Raw genomic sequence first — 16,563 nt, forward strand, 5'->3', positions numbered from 1 at the left:
CATGCGAAGTGAATCGCTGCCACGCAGCGCCATCCGCGAAAGCGAAGGCCGCTATATCTACATGGCCTGCCCATGGACGCCCCTGGGCGGCGGCATGTTCAAGGTGGCTGACTATCTGATCCAGGCGCAAGCCTCCACGTCCGCCATCGCCTCCGCCGACGCGGCCGAACTCCGCCCGCTGGATACACGCGGCGGCGCCAACGCCCTCTATTCCTTCTGGGTCCTTGCCACCGCGCTGGCCCGCATCGCACGCGGCAGGCTCAGCGGCCGGCTGGCCGGCGTGCATGTGAACATGGCCGAGCGGCTCAGCCTCTTTCGCAAGGGCGCCGTCATCGCGGCCTGCCGCGCGCTGGGCGTGCCGGTGGTGCTGCACCTGCATGCCGCGCAGCTGCACCACTTTTACCGTTCGCTGCCGCGCCCGTTGCAGGCCATGACGCGCTGGGTGTTCTCCCTGCCGGCCAGCTGCATGGTGCTGGGTACGGCCGCGCGGCAATTTGTCATCGAAGAGCTGGGCGTTGCGCCGGATCGTGTGGACATCGTCATCAACGGCGTGCCCGAGCCCACCCATGCGCGCCGCATCGCAGGCGACTCCGCCACGCAGCGTGTGCTCTTTGTGGGCAATCTGTCGGAGCGCAAAGGCGTGACCGACCTGCTCCAGGCGCTGGCCCTGCCCGGCCTGGACACCACCAAGCTGGAAGTGACGCTGGCCGGCGGCGGCGACGTCAAGGCGTATGAGGCCAAGGCCAAAGAGCTGGGCATCGCCGGTTTTGTGCGTTTTGCCGGCTGGTCGGACCAGCAGCAGGTGGCCCGGCTGATGGCGCGCACCGATGTGCTGGTTTTGCCGTCTTATGACGAGGGCCTGCCGCTGGTGATCCTGGAGGCGCTGGCCAACGGCGTCGCGGTGGTTTGCACCCCGGTGGGCGAAATACCGTCGGTGCTGCAAGACGGCATCAACGCCTGCTTTGTGCAGCCCGGCGACGTGCCCGGCATCGCGGCGGCCCTGCAGCAGGTCTTGCAGGACGACGGGCTGCGCGACTCGCTGGAGCGCAATGGCCGTGCGCTGTATGAACGGAGCTTTTCCATCGCCCGTTTCTTCTCCAGCGTGGCGCATATCCACCAGCGTGATTTCGGCGTGGCCGGCCGGGCGCTGCGTGCACCCACTGCGCCACAGGAAGGCGCCGCATGATCCGCGACGCCAACAGCATCCCCAACGGCAGCCGGCTGGAAGCGGATGTCTGCGTGGTCGGCGGCGGCCCGGCGGGCATTGCGCTGGCGCTCTCGCTGGCCGACGAAGGGCATTCGGTGTTGTTGCTGGAATCGGGCCAGTTGCAGGAACACGCGCCCACACAAGACCTGTATGAAGGCGAAGTGGCCGACGAACAGTTGCACAGCCCGCCCGGCAAATACCGCCAGCGGCGGCTGGGCGGCTCATCGGCGATCTGGGGCGGGCGCTGCATGCCTTTTGACCCGGTGGACTTTGAAACCCGCGCGCACATTCCGCACAGCGGCTGGCCGCTGTCGTATGAAGACCTGCTGCCCTGGTACCCGCGCGCCAATGCGCTGGCCGAGGCGGGGCGCTTTCTGTATGACGCGAACGAGGCGCTGCCCGAGGCAGGCCCGCTGATTGCCGGCTTCGACAGTGCGCGTGTGCTGACAAACGGACTGGAGCGTTTCTCCTGCCCCACCCATTTCGGCAGCCGCTATGCCAAACGGCTGTCGCTGGCGCCCACCCTTGAAGTGCTGCTGGGCGCGAACTGCACCGCCGTGCAGTTGCAGGCCGATGGCCAGGCCGTGCGTGAACTGGAAGTCCGCACGCTGGCGGGAAACCGCTTCACCGTCGCCGCGCGCCACACCGTGCTGGCCACAGGCGGCCTCGAAACCGCACGGCTGCTGCTGGCCTCTCACGATGTAACGCCGCAAGGCGTGGGCAACCAGCATGACGTGGTGGGCCGCTATTACATGTGCCACATCGCCGGCAATGTCGGCACGCTGACGGTGCACGGCCCCGCACGCAATGTGCGCCACGGTTATGAAATATCGCCCGAAGGCATTTACTGCCGGCGCCGCATCGCTGTGGCCGCCAGCGAACAAAGACGCCTGGGCCTGGCCAATGCGGTGGCGCGCCTGCACTTTCCGCGCATCACCGACCCGGCGCACCGCAGCGGCGTGCTGTCGGGACTCTTCCTGGCGCGCAAGATGATCAGCTACGAATACAGCAAGCGGCTCAAGGACGGCGCGCCGCCCACGGCCGGTGTGTATGCGCGCCATCTGCTCAACGTCGTCGCCGACCCGCTGGACACCACCGCCTTCCTGGCGCACTGGCTTACCAAACGCACCCTGGCAGACCGGAAATACCCGTCAGTGATTTTGCGCAACCGCAGCAACCGCTTCAGCCTGGAGGTGCATGGCGAGCAGATCCCCCAGCCGCACAGCCGGGTCACGCTGGCCGATGGCGTCGATGCCCTGGGCATGCCGCGCCTGAAGGTCGACTGGCGCTACAGCCGCGCCGACATCGACTCTGTGGGCGCCAGCCTGGACGTGATGGCCGAAGAATTCGCGCGCAGCGGCAAGGCCCGATTTGACTACAACCGCCACACGCTGGAAGAAGACCTGATGCGCTTTGGCGCCTACGGCGGCCACCACATCGGCACGGCGCGCATGGGCGCGGACCCGCGCAGCAGCGTTGTCGACGCCGACTGCCGTGTGCACTCGGTGCGTAACCTGTTTGTGGCCGGCAGCGCGGTGTTCCCGACCTCCAGCCAGGCCAACCCGACGCTGACACTGATTGCGATGTCGCTGCGGCTGGGCGGGCACCTGTCGCGGCAGCTGCGGGCCGAACGCTCGCCGCTGCAGATGAAGGAGGCCGCATGAAAGTCCTGGTGCTGGGTGCATCCGGCCATATAGGCGCCCGCCTGCTGGAGATGCTGCGGGCCACGCTCTGGGCCGAGGGCACTGGCGCTTCACGGCGCATGAAGAACGATGCGCACTGGCTGGAAGTCGACAGCCGCAACCCGCGTGAACTGGCGCAGGCCCTGAAAGGTTTTGATGCCGTGGTGAACTGCGTGGCGGGCGATGCGGCCTCGATTGCCGGCGGTGCGCGGGCGCTGGTGCAAGCCGCTCTCGAAGCTGACTGCCGGCGCATTGTTCACCTGAGCACCATGTCGGTTTACGGCGGCGCTGAAGGCAGCGTTCGCGAAGACGCCGTACTGGACCCCAGCCTGGGCTGGTACGGCCGCGCCAAATGCGAAGCCGAGGCCGCCATGCGCGATTTTGTGCAACACGGCGGCGAGGCCGTGCTGCTACGGCCCGGCTGCGTCTTTGGCCCCGGCAGCCAGTTGTGGGTGGGGCGCATAGGCCGCTGGCTGCAGGCCGGCCGCCTGGGCGACCTGGGCATCGCGGGCGACGGCTGGGCCAACCTGGTCCATGTCGACGATGTATGCCAGGCCCTGCAGCGGGCGCTGCAACTGCCGCTGGCCCCGGGCGAGATGCCGGTGTTCAACCTGGCGGCGCCCGACAGCCCGCGCTGGAACGACTACTTTGTAGACCTGGCGCTGGAGATCAAGGCCACGCCCGTGCGCCGCATCAGCCGGCGCCAGCTTCAGTTCGATGCCTGGGTATGCGGCCCGCCGCTTAAAGCCGCTGAACGCGGCCTGAAATTTCTGGGCCACCACAGCGTGAAGCTGCCCGACGCGCTGCCGCCGGGCTTGCTGGGCCTGTGGTCGCAGCACATACACCTTGATGTGCAGGCCGCCACCCGCCAGTTAAATGTGCGGTGGACTCCTTACGCCGACGGCCTGCGCGATTCCGCGCAATGGTTCACCGCACCCGCCGCCGCCGGCCAACCCACCCTGGACAACATGATATGCACGCCCTGAAAGCCGACACCCACCGCAAGTTCGGGCAGTCCACGCCCCAGCTCACACTCAAGGCCGCGCTGCTAGACCCGGCTTTTCGCGTGGTCGCCGCCATGCGCCTGTGCCAGGCCGCAGAGCAGCTTGCGCCCAATGTGCGCTGGCTGGCCGTGTGGCCCGCCCGCCTGCTGTACCGCCTGGTGAGCCAGCTGGCCGGTATCGAGATTCCGTGGCGCACCACAATCGCACCCGGCCTGGCGCTCACGCACGGGCGCGGCATTGTGGTGAACGCCGGCGCGCGCATAGGCAGCAATGTCACGCTGTTCCACGGCGTCACGCTGGGCCAGCGCGACCATATCGATGCGCAAGGCCGCAGGCACACCCTGTACCCGGTGATTGAAGACGAGGTCTGGATAGGCCCGCACGCCATCATCGTGGGCGGTGTGACCGTGGGCAAAGGCAGCCGCATTGCCGGCGGCGCCTATGTGTTTGAAGATGTGCCGCCCTACTGCGTGGTGCTGGGCAACCCCGGGCAGATCGTGCGGCGCGACTGCACGCCCGACGTGGCCAACCGCTACAGCGAAGAGGCACTGCCCGTCCCGCAGGCAGGGCCTGCGGCGGCGGCGAATGCCGGCATCAACGCCGGTTAATTCACGCCGGCAGACAGACGCAGGCGCAGTGCCCGCGCCAGAAACAGCGGGTTGCCGATCACATAACGCTGGAACAGCCGGCGCGGCTCGAGCGCGAGGCGAAACAGCCATTCCATGCCGGCCCTGCGCATCCACAACGGCGCGCGCGGCGTCTTGCCGCCCAGAAAATCAATGATGGCGCCGCCGCAGACGATCAGGCAGGGGTAGCCGAGCACGCCGCGCAACTGGGCGGCAACTTCTTCCTGCCGCGGCATGCCCATGCCCAGCACAATCAGCGCCGGGCGGTGCTCGCTTGCGAGCACGGCATAAGCCTCCGCCTCCAGAAAGCCGTTGGCGCGGATCACGGCGCTGTGCGGCGCGAGCTCCTGCCGCACCCGCTGCCAGGCTGCGTCCAGCCAGGGATCGCGCGTGCCGAACAAGGCAATGCCCCGCCCGTTGAAGGCGCGTATCAGCCTCGGGATCAGGTCGGTGCCATTGAGGTTGAGGCCCGGCTCCATGCGCAGCAGTTTGAAGAGCGTGGCCATGCCAGAGCCGTCCCTGAGCACGCGGTCGGCCGAATGCAGGGCCTGAAAAAAAGAGGCCGACGCAGCCATGGAATTCATCGCATGGGCATTGGCAAAGGCCAGCACCGAGGGCGCCCGGGGCTGGCTCAGCTCGGCCAGCAGCGCCTGCCCCTCGATGGGGCCTTGCACGCGTTCGATTTTCGCCAGCAGCAAGGACCAGCGGCCACGCCAGTCGGGTGGATTGGCGGCGTGGGGATTCAGCATGAATGCGCCCTCCCACAGGGCCGGCGCGTGAGAAAATCGGGCCCATGGTCAAAGCCCTTCTCCGAGACAATTTCCAGCGCACTGTCCGCATCCTCGCGGCGCTGACGGTCGCGCTCAGCGCCGCAGTGCTGTATGTGGGCGGCGCCCAGCCTGTGGCGGTGGGCCTCTTCCCCGCACCCTGGGACAAACTGGCGCACCTGCACACCTTTGCGGTGATTGGTATGGCGGCGGGCCTGGCCGGCGGCATGCGCGGCTGGCGCATGGCCTTGTGCTGTGTGGCAGGCGCGCTGCTGGTGGGCGGCATGGACGAGCTGCACCAGATGTACCTGCCGGGCCGCTCGGCCAGCTGGGCCGATCTGGCGGCAGACCTGGCAGGCGGCCTGTTGGGCGCTGCGGTACTGGCCGTGTTCTATCGCCTGGCGGGTGATCGGCTTACGCGCCACTTCACGCATCGTTGAGCACCGAGCCCACCAGCGCGACACCGAATTCGCGCAGGCTGTGGGTGAACCGTGTCATCTGCGGCACCGAGCTCTCGTTTTGCCGCGCCACCACCAGTGCCGCGCCGGCACGCACCGCCACGGTGTGCGCATCCGCGCATTCGCTGGCGGGCGGGGTGTCGATGATGATGATGTCGAAATCCTGGCCCAGCGACTGAAGCAGCCTTGAAAACTCCTGCCGGCCCAGCAACTCCTGCGGGTTGGGCGGAATGACACCCGCCGGCAAGACCGACAAATCCTGCAATGCCGCCACACTGACCACCGCTTCCGGGCCGGCGCGGCCGGCGAGCATGTCCGACAGGCCCGCGCCCTTGCCGAGGTTGAACAGCAGGTGCTGGCGCGGCGCCCGCATGTCGGCATCGATCAGCAGGGTACGCAAACCCAGCTGTGAAAACACGATGGCCAGGTTGGCCGCGATATAGCTGCGCCCTTCCTTGGAACCGGCGCTGACGATGGCCAGGCCCCGGCGGTCGGCGCCGGTGTCGAACCAGCGCAGCATCAACTGGCTGCGCAGCGCCCGCAACTGCTCCACCGGCTGGCTGTTGGGATGGTGGGCCGCCACCAGTTCGCGGCTTAAATTGCTTTCGCGGGCCAGGTAGGGGTAGTCAAACTGCACCGACAGCGCAAAGCGCACGTCGTCGTCGGTGAGCAAGCCCAGGGCCTTGCCGGAGTCACCGAAACGCGCGCCGCGGTCTTTCTGGAAATGCGCGATGCGTTCGGCATCCAGCGGCGACAGGCGCCCCGCATCGACAAGAATCATGCCGATGGACCGGCCGGATCCGGTGGCCGGCTTGCTGGGCACCGTCAGGGGAACCGGGCGAACCGCGGTGGTGTTGGCATTTCTGTTCATGTTCATCACTTGTTACCCTCCATGCCCAAGCGCCAGGCGGCGCGGGCCATTCAACCTGCCGGACCCCGTGCCGGAAGAAATACTGGCCAGCACCGGCAGGCCCAGCATCTGCACCAGGTCCTCGGCGGAGCGCACGCGGCGGTTGGTGAGCTCCAGCAGCAGCGCGCAGGCCACACCGAGCAGCGTCCCGCCAAAAGCGGCAATCAGCAGGTTGACCAGCAGCCGCGGGCTGGACGGGTTGACCGGCGGCGTCGCCACATTCAGGCGCACCACATTGGTCTGGTTGGTCAGACTCTGCAGGCGCGTCTGCGAAGCGCTCTGGCTCACCGCCTCATACGCGCGCTGGGCCGACTCGACATCACGGCGGTAGACGTTGAGTTCGTCGCGCTGTTTATTGAGCGCCAGCACGCGGGCCTTCTGGGCGCCGACGGCGCCTTGCAGTTCGCGCTCGCGGTCTTTGCCGACACGGTAGGTGGTTTCGATCGAAGCGTTGATACGCGCCGTCTCGCTGGCCAGGCGGCTCTTGAGGGCGGCCAGCTCGGATTCGGCGCGCTGGCGCTCGGGGTGGTTCTCGCCCAGGCGCACACTGACTTCCTGGACCTTGGCCTCCTGCCGCGCCACGTCGGCCTTCAGGCCGTTGATCAGCGGGCTTTGCATCACCTCGGCGATGGTGTCGCCGCGCGAGCCGCGCTTGCTCTGGCTGTCGGTGGTGTCGCCCTGCACGGTCGTGAGCTGAGAGGACAGTTCCGCCAGCTTGGTGGTTTCATAGTCCACGCGCTCATCGCTGCTGACGATGCCGGCCTTTTGCTGGTACTCCGAAAGGCGGGCCTGGGCTTCTTCCAGCTTGGCGCGCGATGTCTTGGTCTGGCCGTCAAACCATTCCGCGTAGATGCGGGCGGGCTCGGTTTTCAGCGCCAGGTTGATATCCAGGTAAGCCTGGGCAAAGGCGTTGGCGACGTTCGCGGCGTCTTCCGGCTCGCTGCCCTTGTAGGTGATGTTGATCACATTGCTTTCGCGCGCGGGCCGCACGTCCAGCCGCTTTTGCAGGGAGTCGGCCAGCCAGCCTTCCAGGGTACCGCGGCCTTCGGTCGCTTCCATCCAGCGTTCCTTGGTGCGCGGGTTTTCATCGAGCTTGAGCATCTTCACGACACGCTGCGCCACGCGGTCGCCGCCGATGATGTCCACCTGCGTGGCCATATAGCTGGGCGCCACCAGGCCTTGCAGCGGCGCACCGCCGGCCACCGGGTCGGGCGAGCGCACGTCGACAAGCACGGCGGTCTGGGCGGTGTATTTTTTGGGCAGGAGCAGGCTGACCGCCAGCGCCGCGGAAATCGCGAGCAGGACGATCAGCAGGGCCACCCGGTAGCGGGCGCGCAGGATGAGCAGGAATTGATGGAGTGTCATGGGCAGTCCGTCTGGCTGGAAACTGAAAAATTTAGAAGAGGCTTTCGCGGACGTAGATCACGTCCTCGGGGCGAACGGGGTCGGTCAGGTTAGGCGTGGTCTCCACCACCTTGCCCGAGGCGTCGCGGCGGTGCAGCTTCAGGCGGTTCTGGCTGCCGCGCACGGTGGGGCCGCCGCCCTGGGCCAGCGCCTGCATGACTGTCATGCCGCGCTCGATGCGGTAAGGGCCGGGGCGCTGCGCCTCGCCGTAGATGTAGAACATGGGCGCCTTGTTGACGTACAGCGTGTCGCCGCCAGCCAGCACGATGTCCTCATCGGATTTTTCATTGAGGAAGAGCGCCGGGATGTCTATCACCTTGCGAAAGGGTTTTCCGTCGCGCTGGCCGGTGACGATCAGCACATCGTCGCCGGTTGCGGTGGTGCCGCCTGCGGCGGCCAGCATGTCGCTGACACGGGTGTTAAAGGTCTCCAGCGGGAAGCGGCCGGGCCGGCTCACCTGCCCCAGCACCGCCACCTGGTTGCCGCGTACCTGGCGCAGCACGATGTTGACCTGCGGCACTTTCACAAAGCCGCCGCTGCGCAGGGCGTCGGCGATCTTTTTCTCGGCCTCGGCAATCGTGAGCCCGCCCAGTTGCACACTGCCCACCAGCGGGTAGCTGATCACGCCGCTTTCCGACACACGCGCATCGATGGATAGGTCTGGGCTTTGGTAGACCTGCACGCCGATGGCGTCGCCGGCGCCCAGCCGGTAGTCCTGGTTGTTGGGCACGGCGGGCCCGGCCGGCGCTGCTGCGGGTGCCGGAGCCGTCGCTGCGGCTTGAAGCGATGGCGGTGGCGCAGTCTGGGCAAACATCGGCACGGCAGACATGCACAACACAGCCGTCACAAAGTATCGGCTCATCGATTTGAAAAGTAGCGGTTTCATCTTGTCGCCTTTCGGGGAAGCGGAAATTTCAGGAACAGGCAGCTCATGGAAGGCTTTCATCAAAAGCTCGCATCGGCGGCCACGCCAAAGGTGTTGCTCTTGTAGTCAAAGCCCGGCTCGTTGGACTTGCGCCTGTCGCTCTGCACGGTGGCGCTCAGCTTGAGCGCGCGCATCGCCTGCCATTCAACGGCCAGCGACAGCAGGTTGGTGGTGTCGCGGCGGCCGCTGGCGGCAAAGCCCGGCAGCGGGCCCTTGAAGTCGCGCGCGCCGTGGTCGTAGCGCAGGCGCACGGCCGTTTTTTCAGTGGCCTTCCAGGTCGGGGCCACAAAGAAGCGCCAGCCCTCGTAGTAGCTGGCGGTGGTGGTCTGGTAGCTGCCCAGCTCGCGCACCACGCCGCCGGCCAGGCTGGTCTTGGGCGTGATGGCCCAGGCTGCATCCAGCTGGCCGGTCACGCCGGAGAAATCGCGCGCGCCCAGCCCGTCATGCGAACGGTCGAAATGCGCCACCTTGGCCCGCAGTGTGGTCTTGGCGCTGGGCGCCCAGTCAAAGCGGAACTCATGCTCGCGGTCGGTGAAGTTGCCGGCGAACACCGGCGACAGGAAGCGGCCCGGGTATTCGCCCTTGCCTTCCCTCAAGCGGTAAGCCATCGACGTGCCGGACGGGTAGACATAACGCACGCCGCCCTCGGCGCCGTGGACTTTGGAGTCGCCCTCGAAGGTGTTGGGCTGGCTGTTGGCGCTGGTGCGCTCGAACAGGCCGCCCACCAGGCGCCATGTACCGTCAAGCTCGTATTCCGCGTCAAAAATGGTGGAGCGGTTGGTCCGGCGGTTGATCTGCCCCGTGCCCTGCACGTCGGCATAGGTGTCCACAAACTCGCGCCTGTCCGTCGTCAGGTTGCCGTGCAATGCCGGCGTGAAGCTCCAGCGCCAGGCGGCGGCATAGTTCACGGCTGTGAAGTCCAGGTAGGAAAACCGGCTGTAGCGGTGGTCTTCAATGTTGGCGTCGAATTCAAACCGCTGCAGGCCATAGGGCTTGTTGATCTTGAAGCCTGCGGTCGTCACGGCCACGGTGTCATCGCGGTCAGGCGTTCCGATCACCGCCTGCGCGTTGGCGCTGTCCGACAGCCGGAAGACGTTGCTGTCGTGCATAAAGCTTTGGCCCGCCCTGAACTGCAGGGTGTCGAGCTCGTCGGCGTGCACGGCCAGGGGGAACAGGCTCAATACAAGCAGCGGAACTGGAAGAAGCGTGCGATGGGAGCTCAAAAGCGGTCCTCCGTTTTCTGTTTACTGGTTATTTAGTAAGCCGCACCGTCCTTGAACACCAGGCGGATGGTTTTCAGGATGATGAAAAAATCAAGCTGCAGCGACCAGTTGCGCAGGTAGTCCAGGTCGCAGTCGATGCGTGACTGCATCTTGTCCAGCGTGTCGGTTTCGCCGCGCTGGCCGTTGACCTGCGCCCAGCCGGTGATGCCGGGCCTGACCTTGTGGCGCACCATGTAGCCCTTGATGAGCGAGCGGTACATCTCGTTGTGGGCCACCGCGTGCGGGCGTGGGCCGACGATGCTCATGCGGCCCTGCAGCACATTAAAAAATTGCGGCAGCTCGTCGAGCGAGGTCTTGCGCAGGATGGCGCCCAGGCGGGTTACACGCATGTCGTTTTTGCTGGCCTGGCGGATGGTGCCGCCGTCTTCGGTGACGGCCATGGAGCGGAATTTGTAGACCAGGATTTCCTCACCATCCAGGCCATAGCGGCGCTGCTTGAAGATGATGGGGCCGGGCGAGTCCAGCTTGACCATGAGCGCAATCACCGCCATCACCGGCAGGATCAGCATCAGGATCAGCAAGGACAGCACAATGTCGCTGGCGCGTTTGAGCACGCCGTTGACGCCTCGGAACGGCGTGTCGCACACCGAGATCACCGTGACGCCGCACACCGTGTCGCTGCGGCCCTGGATCAGGTCGGTGATGAACATGTCGGGCACAAAATAAATCGAGGCCGTGGTGTCCTTGAGCCCATCCAATACCTGCAGGATGCGCGGCCGGGAGGCCATGGGCAGCGACAGGTAAATGAACTGGATGCGGTGCTGCTTGACGTAAGCCGGCAGGTCGTCAATCTTGCCGACCAGCCGGTGGCCGTCTTGACCATCCTGCGCCGTGCGGCGTTCTTCGCCGCGGTCGTCAAAAAAACCTTTCAGGTCAATGCCCGAGTAGGCCGAACCGGCGATATGCCCGGCCAGGGACACGCCCTGCTCGTTCATGCCGACGATCACCGCGCCGCGCGGCGGCCCCTGCAGCTTCAGCAACTGCGGCGCCGCCGCCCTGAGCGCCAGGTGCGCACCGATTTGGGCCAGAGGCGCCACCCACAGCCAGTGGACCAGAACAGCCATGGAGAATTTGTGGAAGTACTCCGTCACATAACCCGTCAGCAGCAACAGGCCGGCGATCCAGATCCAGTGAAAGGCGATCTTGAAGAGCACTTTCCAGACCGGCAGGCGAAGCTGGGCGCTGCCCGGAAAGGTCAATGAAAACACGATGACCGACAGGATGAGGTATGCGGGCCGCACCGCGCCTTCATAGTAAAAAGCCAGCGCCCACAAAGAGAACACCAGCACCAGCGGATCAAGCCCGGCTTCAACCGCGGTGAACAGATGGCTGCGGCCCAGCCCCATGGCGCGGGGTTCGCGCTGGTTAAGCCAGGCGGAGGCGGAGCTGAGTTGGTTTGCTTCAGCCATAGATGCCAACCCTCGTGACTTTGGAAACCGCCTGCGCGCGGTTGAACACATTGAGCTTCTGGAAGATGCGCTGCATGTGGTTCTTCACGGTGAAGCCGCTGATGCACAGGATCGCGCCTATCTCTGAATTGGTTTTACCCATGGCCACCCAGGCCATGATCTGGGTTTCGCGCTCGCTCAGGCCGGAGGCATCATCGACAGCGCGCACGGGCAAAGCGGCCTGGCGGCGCTGTTGCGGCAAGGGCGCCATCTGCCGCAAGGCGGCGTCCATGCTGGGCATGAGCATGCGGATGGCTGTGAACGCCGGCTCGGCGGGAATGTCGTTCTCACCCATCAAGACATAGACACATTCCTGCTGCGCCCTTGTGTCGTGCAGGCCGTGGATCAACACCGAACGCATGCCGCGAAGGCTGCTGCTAAAGGAGCCGGGCAAACTCGCCTGGCCCAGCAGGTAGTCGAATTCAGCAAAGTCCAGGCGGCAGGGCTGCCTGTCAGCGGAAAGCCAGCGGTCGTAGAACTTTGCGAGGAGAAACGGCAGGCTGTCGGTGCCCGCCGCATAAGAACGTGCACCCGGCAGCCTGGAGACGACGTCATGCTGGATGGCGCCTTCCTGGAAATTGCCCCAGCCCGCCAGCAGGATGTCGTGCGGCAGGCATCGCTGGATATCGCCCTGCAGCCATTCGAGCAGCTCGGCATGCCGCGTGATGGCCGTGCCCTGTTCTACCAGCGCTGCATAGCGCGCTGAATCTTCGCCTGAAAGCGGAGTCTGTAACTTCATGTCTGGATGTCACTTCCCTGTGTTTGTCCCGCGGATTCGCCAGGTGACGGCGCTGCGGAAACAGCTGATTGAGGATCGAACAAGTCATCGGGTGACGCCATGCGCCAAGCGAGAAGGTTGATGTAGGAGATGAACTTGAGTTTAGGGTTTTCCCGATTGATTCATTTGACAAACGGGAGGCGCATTCGTTGCAACAACGTAACAGCTGTGCGCTTGATGTTGGATGTCGCGCAAAGCGATACCGCTTGCAACAGTTTGCTTTTTTTTGACCTGAAGGTGGCGCGCTACTTGATTACGCTTTGAGCATTGACTGTTCATTCACACACGCCCGTGCATTCAAGTCACACAAGTCACACGCTCGGGAATCAACGCAGCATGAAGAGAGGAACCCGCATCCGATGACCGGCCAGAAAATGAAACGCAATCTTGAAGTGGATACGTTGAGGGGCATTGCGTGCGTCTTGCTGGTTCTGTTTCATGTGGTGGGAGACACACCCGCCGTCGGCCTGAAGATCCCGGAAGGCCATTGGGTACAGGTTTTTAATGAAGCGCTTGCGTACATACGCATGCCGCTCTTTTCCTTTATCTCCGGGTATGTCTACGGCTTTCGCCCCTACCAGGGCAATGCGCCGGGTTTTGTCAAAGGCAAGGTTCGCCGGCTCTTGTTGCCGCTGATCACGGTGGGCACCATTTTTGCGGTCGTCCAGGCTTTTACGCCCGGCGCCAACAGCACGGTCAACCAGTGGTGGCTGCTGCACATCGTGCCGGTGGGGCACTTCTGGTTTCTCGAGGCCCTGTTCATCGTCTTCCTGGTCGTCATCCTGCTGGAGCACCTGAAGGCGCTGTCTACGCCGGCGGGCTTCGCACTGACCTGGGCCTTGTGCGCTGTGCTCTTTGATTACTTCAGCCCACCGAATTACTTTGCGGCACAGGGCGCGGTGTACCTGCTGCCCTTCTTTCTGGCGGGCCTGGCCTGCAAGCGCTTTGAGATCACCGGCCCGGCGGCGCGCGGCGCAGCAGCGGCTGTCTTCATCTGCGCCGCCACGGTGGCCATGCTGTTTCCGCAGTACTCCGAACAGGGCAACTCCATCGCCGCGCTCGGGCTGGGTGTCTGCAGCGCATTTTTGCTTTTGCGCAGCGGCTGGAGCTCACGCCACCTCGCCTACGTGGGCTCCTGGTCGTTCGCAATTTATCTGCTGCATGTCTTCTTCACCGCGGCAAGCCGCATCCTGCTGAAGAAGATCGGTGTGACGGACACTTATGTGTTGCTCGTGATGGGTCTTGCTGCGGGCCTCATCGGGCCCATCATCTCGGCTTTGCTGATCAGCCGGCACGCGGGGCTCAATCTGTGGCTGCTGGGCGTGACCGCGCCCAAACCCAAGGCCACAACAGCACCGGCCTGAGAAGTCGCCATAACCGTTCACGTTACCCCTCCTGACGGGAGTAACACCCATGCGTTATAAAGGTACAACCTTTTACAGGACGACACCCTGTGCGCATGGCGAAGTTATACCAACGCAAATGGCTCTGGATCCGGTTTCCCATGGTCCTTGCAGCCGCCGCCACGGCCACGGGTCTGTGGCTGTTCGCGTGGCCGATGCCGCCGGCGCACCTGACCATCACCACTGCGGGGGCCGACGGCGCCTACTACCTTCACGCGCAGCGCTACGCCGAAAAATTCGCGGCCCACGGCATCACGCTGGACATCAAGACCTCCGCCGGCTCACAGGAAAATCTTGAACGCCTGCGCCAGGGCGTCAACCCTTCGGACCTGGCGCTCATGCAGGGCGGCTTTGGTTACCTCGGCAGCTCGCTGGAAAGGCGCGACCGCAGCCGCGTCGAAACACTGGTCAATGTGGACGTGGAACCCCTGTGGGTCTTCACCCGCGGCCGCGAGATCGACTCGCTCAACCAGTTACAGGGGCTGCGTGTGGCGATCGGCCCCGAAGGCAGCGGCACCCGCAAGGTGGCGCTCAAGCTGCTGGAGCAGGCCCGGATCGAGCCCAAGGACCTGACACTCTCGCCACTGACCAGCAGCCCGGCCGTTCAAGCCTTGCGGCAAAACACGGTCGATGTGGTGTTTCTCGTCGCGGCGCCTGAGTCCTTTGTGGTGCAGAACATGCTGATCCTGCCGGGCATACACCTGGCCAACATCCGCAAGTCCGCCGCCATCACCGAACGCAACCCTTACCTCGAGTCCCGCCTGCTGGCGCAGGGCACGCTGGATGCGCGGATTCCGCCGCGCGACATCACGCTGCTGACCACCACGGCCAGCCTGGTGGCGCGTGAGGACCTGCACCCCGCCCTCAAGCGGCTGGCCATTGCCGTGGCGATGGAGGTTCATGCGGGCGGAGGACTTTTTCACCGCGCGGGTGATTTCCCTTCACTGCGGCGCATCGACTTCCCGACCGCGCCGCAGGCACGTGAAACCCTGACGCACGGCCTGCCCTGGCTGGAGCGGTTGCTGCCCTTTTGGTGGGCGCAGGTTGCCGAACGCATTTTGCTTATCGTGCTGCCGGTGGTGCTGCTGGCCCTGTGGCTGATGCAGCTGATACCGGCCTACCTGCGCTGGGTGCTGGAAAGCCGGGTCAACCGCTGGTACGGCGAACTCAAGTTCATTGAAAACGACCTGAACCAGGAATCGCTCTCGGGCCTGGACCTGACGCGCTTCCTGCTTCGCCTGAACGGCATCGACAAAGCCATGATGGCCTTTGCCACACCGCGCGACCTGATGGCGCGCTGCTACACGCTGCACCAGCACATTGAGTTTGTGCGCCAGCGGCTTTACCGGATGAGGGGGCGATAGCGCGATGAAGCTGCTGCTGCTTTATCGCCGGCGCTGGTGGCTGTTTTACCTGCCGGTGCTGCTGTGCACGGCCTTTGCCCTGTGGTGGTCCGCCACGCAATGGAAGGTGCTGCCGCCCACTGAAACCGTGATTGGCGCTGGCTCGCCGCAGGGCGGCTATTCCATGCTCGCCCAGCGTTATGCCGAGCAGCTAGAGCGCATAGGCGTGCGCGCCGAGATCGTCTATTCAGACACGCAAAAAGGCTCGCTCGAGCGGCTCACGCGCCCGGGAGACCCCACCAGCATCGGTTTTGCCCACGGCATTTATGCCAATGCGCAGACCAGGGTGCAGGCCCTGGCCGTGGTGGGCCAGGAGCCGGTATGGGTTTTCTCGACCACCGGCGGTCCGATGTCGCTGGCGCAAGCCAAAGGCCAGCGCATCGCCGCCGGGCCGGCTTCGTCGTCGTCTTTCATTGCTGCCAGGCTGATGCTCGAACATGCTGGCGTCCGGCTTGCGGACGTTCAGTTTGACAACGCCACCGGCGTTGCGGCCGCCAATGCCTTGATCGACGGCAAGGTCGACCTGGTGTTCCAGGCTGCTGGTGAAGATTCGCAGGCCGTGCAGTTGCTGACCCGAAGCAGCGGCATCCAGCTGCTGGGCACCGAACACGCCGGCGCGCTGGCCGCTCAGGACCCGCACCTTCAGCCCCTGCTGCTGCCGCAGGGCGCGATTGAATTGCGCGGCGACATCCCGCCCAAGGACCTCACGCTGATGAGCCTGCAAACCCACCTGCTGGTGCGGCCGGACACACACCCCGCACTGCAACGCGCCTTGCTGGAAGCCGCCATCGAGATCCACGAGATACCCAACTTCCTGCAGCGCCACGGCCAGTTCCCCAGCTTCAGGGGCAGCGACTTTCCGCTCTCACCCACAGCCCGCGCCTACAGCCTGGGCGCGCGCCCGTGGATGGAGACCCTGCTGCCTTACCGCACGGCGCAGTATGCGGAGCTGATCCTCTATGCAGTGCTGCCGATTCTCGCCATCGCCCTTGTCTTGCTGGCGTGGATTCCCAAGCTGTTTGACTGGCGCATCAGCTCGGCCCTGCACCATTTTTACGGCGACCTGAAGTTTCTGGAAACCGAGATGGATGAAGTGGCCGCCGACAACCCGCTGGCGCTGCGCCGCCTGCTGGAGCGGCTGGACAACATCGAGCGGCAGGTGGTGGCGCTGGACTTGCCTGATGAGTTCTCCCAGCGCTGGTACACCTTGCGCGAACACCTGGCCTCTGCGCGCGACCGGCTGCTCAAGCTCAGGGCGCGCTAGC

15 protein-coding genes are annotated in these 16,563 nt (G+C 65.0%); 8 read left to right on the plus strand and 7 right to left on the minus strand.

What is annotated here, in order from left to right; genetic code table 11:
• Window position 1 precedes the first annotated feature (1 nt).
• From BM408_RS18255 to BM408_RS18270, 4 genes are read left to right on the plus strand one after another with little or no spacing between them, the layout of a single operon-like run.
• On the plus strand, window positions 2–1,186 hold the full coding sequence (locus BM408_RS18255) for a glycosyltransferase family 4 protein (RefSeq protein WP_092131638.1): 1,185 nt from the start codon (window positions 2–4) through the stop codon (window positions 1,184–1,186).
• A complete protein-coding gene (locus BM408_RS18260; protein WP_092131640.1) occupies window positions 1,183–2,871 on the plus strand; it encodes an FAD-dependent oxidoreductase in 1,689 nt (562 codons plus the stop codon). The genes BM408_RS18255 and BM408_RS18260 overlap by 4 nt, the downstream gene beginning before the upstream one ends.
• Window positions 2,868–3,875, plus strand: a complete 1,008-nt coding sequence (locus tag BM408_RS18265) for an NAD-dependent epimerase/dehydratase family protein (protein WP_092131641.1) — start codon at window positions 2,868–2,870, stop codon at window positions 3,873–3,875. The genes BM408_RS18260 and BM408_RS18265 overlap by 4 nt, the downstream gene beginning before the upstream one ends.
• Window positions 3,863–4,501, plus strand: a complete 639-nt coding sequence (locus BM408_RS18270; protein WP_092131643.1) for a serine O-acetyltransferase — start codon at window positions 3,863–3,865, stop codon at window positions 4,499–4,501. Before BM408_RS18265 ends, BM408_RS18270 begins: the two co-directional genes overlap by 13 nt.
• Here the strand turns inward: BM408_RS18270 and BM408_RS18275 are convergent.
• Window positions 4,498–5,268: a WecB/TagA/CpsF family glycosyltransferase gene (locus BM408_RS18275; RefSeq protein ID WP_092131645.1), complete on the minus strand. Its 771-nt coding sequence runs from the start codon at window positions 5,266–5,268 to the stop codon at window positions 4,498–4,500. The two genes, BM408_RS18270 and BM408_RS18275, sit on opposite strands and share 4 nt — an antisense overlap.
• Window positions 5,269–5,312: 44 nt before the next feature.
• Between BM408_RS18275 and BM408_RS18280 the strand changes: the two genes are divergently transcribed.
• Window positions 5,313–5,726 (plus strand): VanZ family protein, encoded by a 414-nt coding sequence (locus tag BM408_RS18280; protein ID WP_092131646.1) that lies wholly within the window; start codon window positions 5,313–5,315, stop codon window positions 5,724–5,726.
• On the opposite strand, the gene epsG is transcribed toward BM408_RS18280, so the two are convergent.
• Genes epsG through epsA form a run of 6 tightly spaced genes read right to left on the minus strand, consistent with a single transcriptional unit; the run spans window position 5,713 to window position 12,453 of the window.
• Entirely contained in the window at window positions 5,713–6,621 is a 909-nt protein-coding gene (epsG, locus tag BM408_RS18285) for a chain length determinant protein tyrosine kinase EpsG (RefSeq protein ID WP_371327029.1), read from the minus strand. The two genes, BM408_RS18280 and epsG, sit on opposite strands and share 14 nt — an antisense overlap.
• A 6-nt stretch (window positions 6,622–6,627) precedes the next feature.
• Complete coding sequence (gene epsF / locus BM408_RS18290) at window positions 6,628–8,019, minus strand: chain length determinant protein EpsF (protein WP_092131648.1); 1,392 nt, start codon at window positions 8,017–8,019, stop codon at window positions 6,628–6,630.
• A 31-nt stretch (window positions 8,020–8,050) separates the two neighbouring features.
• Window positions 8,051–8,944 (minus strand): polysaccharide export protein EpsE, encoded by an 894-nt coding sequence (gene epsE / locus BM408_RS18295; protein ID WP_092131735.1) that lies wholly within the window; start codon window positions 8,942–8,944, stop codon window positions 8,051–8,053.
• A 59-nt stretch (window positions 8,945–9,003) separates the two neighbouring features.
• The gene (gene epsL, locus BM408_RS18300; RefSeq protein ID WP_092131650.1) at window positions 9,004–10,206 is read right to left on the minus strand and encodes an XrtB/PEP-CTERM-associated polysaccharide biosynthesis outer membrane protein EpsL; all 1,203 of its coding nucleotides are present in this window, start codon (window positions 10,204–10,206) and stop codon (window positions 9,004–9,006) included.
• A gap of 32 nt (window positions 10,207–10,238) precedes the next feature.
• Window positions 10,239–11,675, minus strand: a complete 1,437-nt coding sequence (locus BM408_RS18305) for an undecaprenyl-phosphate glucose phosphotransferase (protein WP_092131651.1) — start codon at window positions 11,673–11,675, stop codon at window positions 10,239–10,241.
• Window positions 11,668–12,453 (minus strand): XrtB/PEP-CTERM-associated transcriptional regulator EpsA, encoded by a 786-nt coding sequence (gene epsA / locus BM408_RS18310; RefSeq protein WP_092131653.1) that lies wholly within the window; start codon window positions 12,451–12,453, stop codon window positions 11,668–11,670. The genes BM408_RS18305 and epsA overlap by 8 nt, the downstream gene beginning before the upstream one ends.
• 413 nt (window positions 12,454–12,866) lie before the next feature.
• Between epsA and BM408_RS18315 the strand changes: the two genes are divergently transcribed.
• The 3 genes from BM408_RS18315 to BM408_RS18325 all read left to right on the plus strand — a co-directional run bounded on the left by BM408_RS18315 (window position 12,867) and on the right by BM408_RS18325 (window position 16,562).
• Complete coding sequence (locus BM408_RS18315) at window positions 12,867–13,856, plus strand: acyltransferase family protein (protein WP_254774870.1); 990 nt, start codon at window positions 12,867–12,869, stop codon at window positions 13,854–13,856.
• A 95-nt stretch (window positions 13,857–13,951) separates the two neighbouring features.
• Complete coding sequence (locus BM408_RS18320) at window positions 13,952–15,259, plus strand: TAXI family TRAP transporter solute-binding subunit (RefSeq protein ID WP_092131656.1); 1,308 nt, start codon at window positions 13,952–13,954, stop codon at window positions 15,257–15,259.
• Window positions 15,260–15,263: 4 nt separating this feature from the next.
• The gene (locus BM408_RS18325; protein WP_092131658.1) at window positions 15,264–16,562 is read left to right on the plus strand and encodes a TAXI family TRAP transporter solute-binding subunit; all 1,299 of its coding nucleotides are present in this window, start codon (window positions 15,264–15,266) and stop codon (window positions 16,560–16,562) included.
• Window position 16,563 lies beyond the last annotated feature (1 nt).

Origin of the sequence: Polaromonas sp. YR568, from assembly GCF_900116715.1 — a bacterium.
Lineage (GTDB): Bacteria > Pseudomonadota > Gammaproteobacteria > Burkholderiales > Burkholderiaceae_C > Polaromonas.

Coding starts and splice junctions, on each gene's coding strand:
- BM408_RS18255 (WP_092131638.1), top strand. CDS start 2: ATGCGAAGTGAATCGCTGCCACGCAGCGCCATCCGCGAAAGCGAAGGC.
- BM408_RS18260 (WP_092131640.1), top strand. CDS start 1,183: ATGATCCGCGACGCCAACAGCATCCCCAACGGCAGCCGGCTGGAAGCG.
- BM408_RS18265 (WP_092131641.1), top strand. CDS start 2,868: ATGAAAGTCCTGGTGCTGGGTGCATCCGGCCATATAGGCGCCCGCCTG.
- BM408_RS18270 (WP_092131643.1), top strand. CDS start 3,863: ATGCACGCCCTGAAAGCCGACACCCACCGCAAGTTCGGGCAGTCCACG.
- BM408_RS18275 (WP_092131645.1), bottom strand. CDS start 5,268: ATGCTGAATCCCCACGCCGCCAATCCACCCGACTGGCGTGGCCGCTGG.
- BM408_RS18280 (WP_092131646.1), top strand. CDS start 5,313: ATGGTCAAAGCCCTTCTCCGAGACAATTTCCAGCGCACTGTCCGCATC.
- epsG (WP_371327029.1), bottom strand. CDS start 6,621: ATGAACATGAACAGAAATGCCAACACCACCGCGGTTCGCCCGGTTCCC.
- epsF (WP_092131648.1), bottom strand. CDS start 8,019: ATGACACTCCATCAATTCCTGCTCATCCTGCGCGCCCGCTACCGGGTG.
- epsE (WP_092131735.1), bottom strand. CDS start 8,944: ATGAAACCGCTACTTTTCAAATCGATGAGCCGATACTTTGTGACGGCT.
- BM408_RS18305 (WP_092131651.1), bottom strand. CDS start 11,675: ATGGCTGAAGCAAACCAACTCAGCTCCGCCTCCGCCTGGCTTAACCAG.
- epsA (WP_092131653.1), bottom strand. CDS start 12,453: ATGAAGTTACAGACTCCGCTTTCAGGCGAAGATTCAGCGCGCTATGCA.
- BM408_RS18315 (WP_254774870.1), top strand. CDS start 12,867: ATGAAACGCAATCTTGAAGTGGATACGTTGAGGGGCATTGCGTGCGTC.
- BM408_RS18320 (WP_092131656.1), top strand. CDS start 13,952: ATGGCGAAGTTATACCAACGCAAATGGCTCTGGATCCGGTTTCCCATG.
- BM408_RS18325 (WP_092131658.1), top strand. CDS start 15,264: ATGAAGCTGCTGCTGCTTTATCGCCGGCGCTGGTGGCTGTTTTACCTG.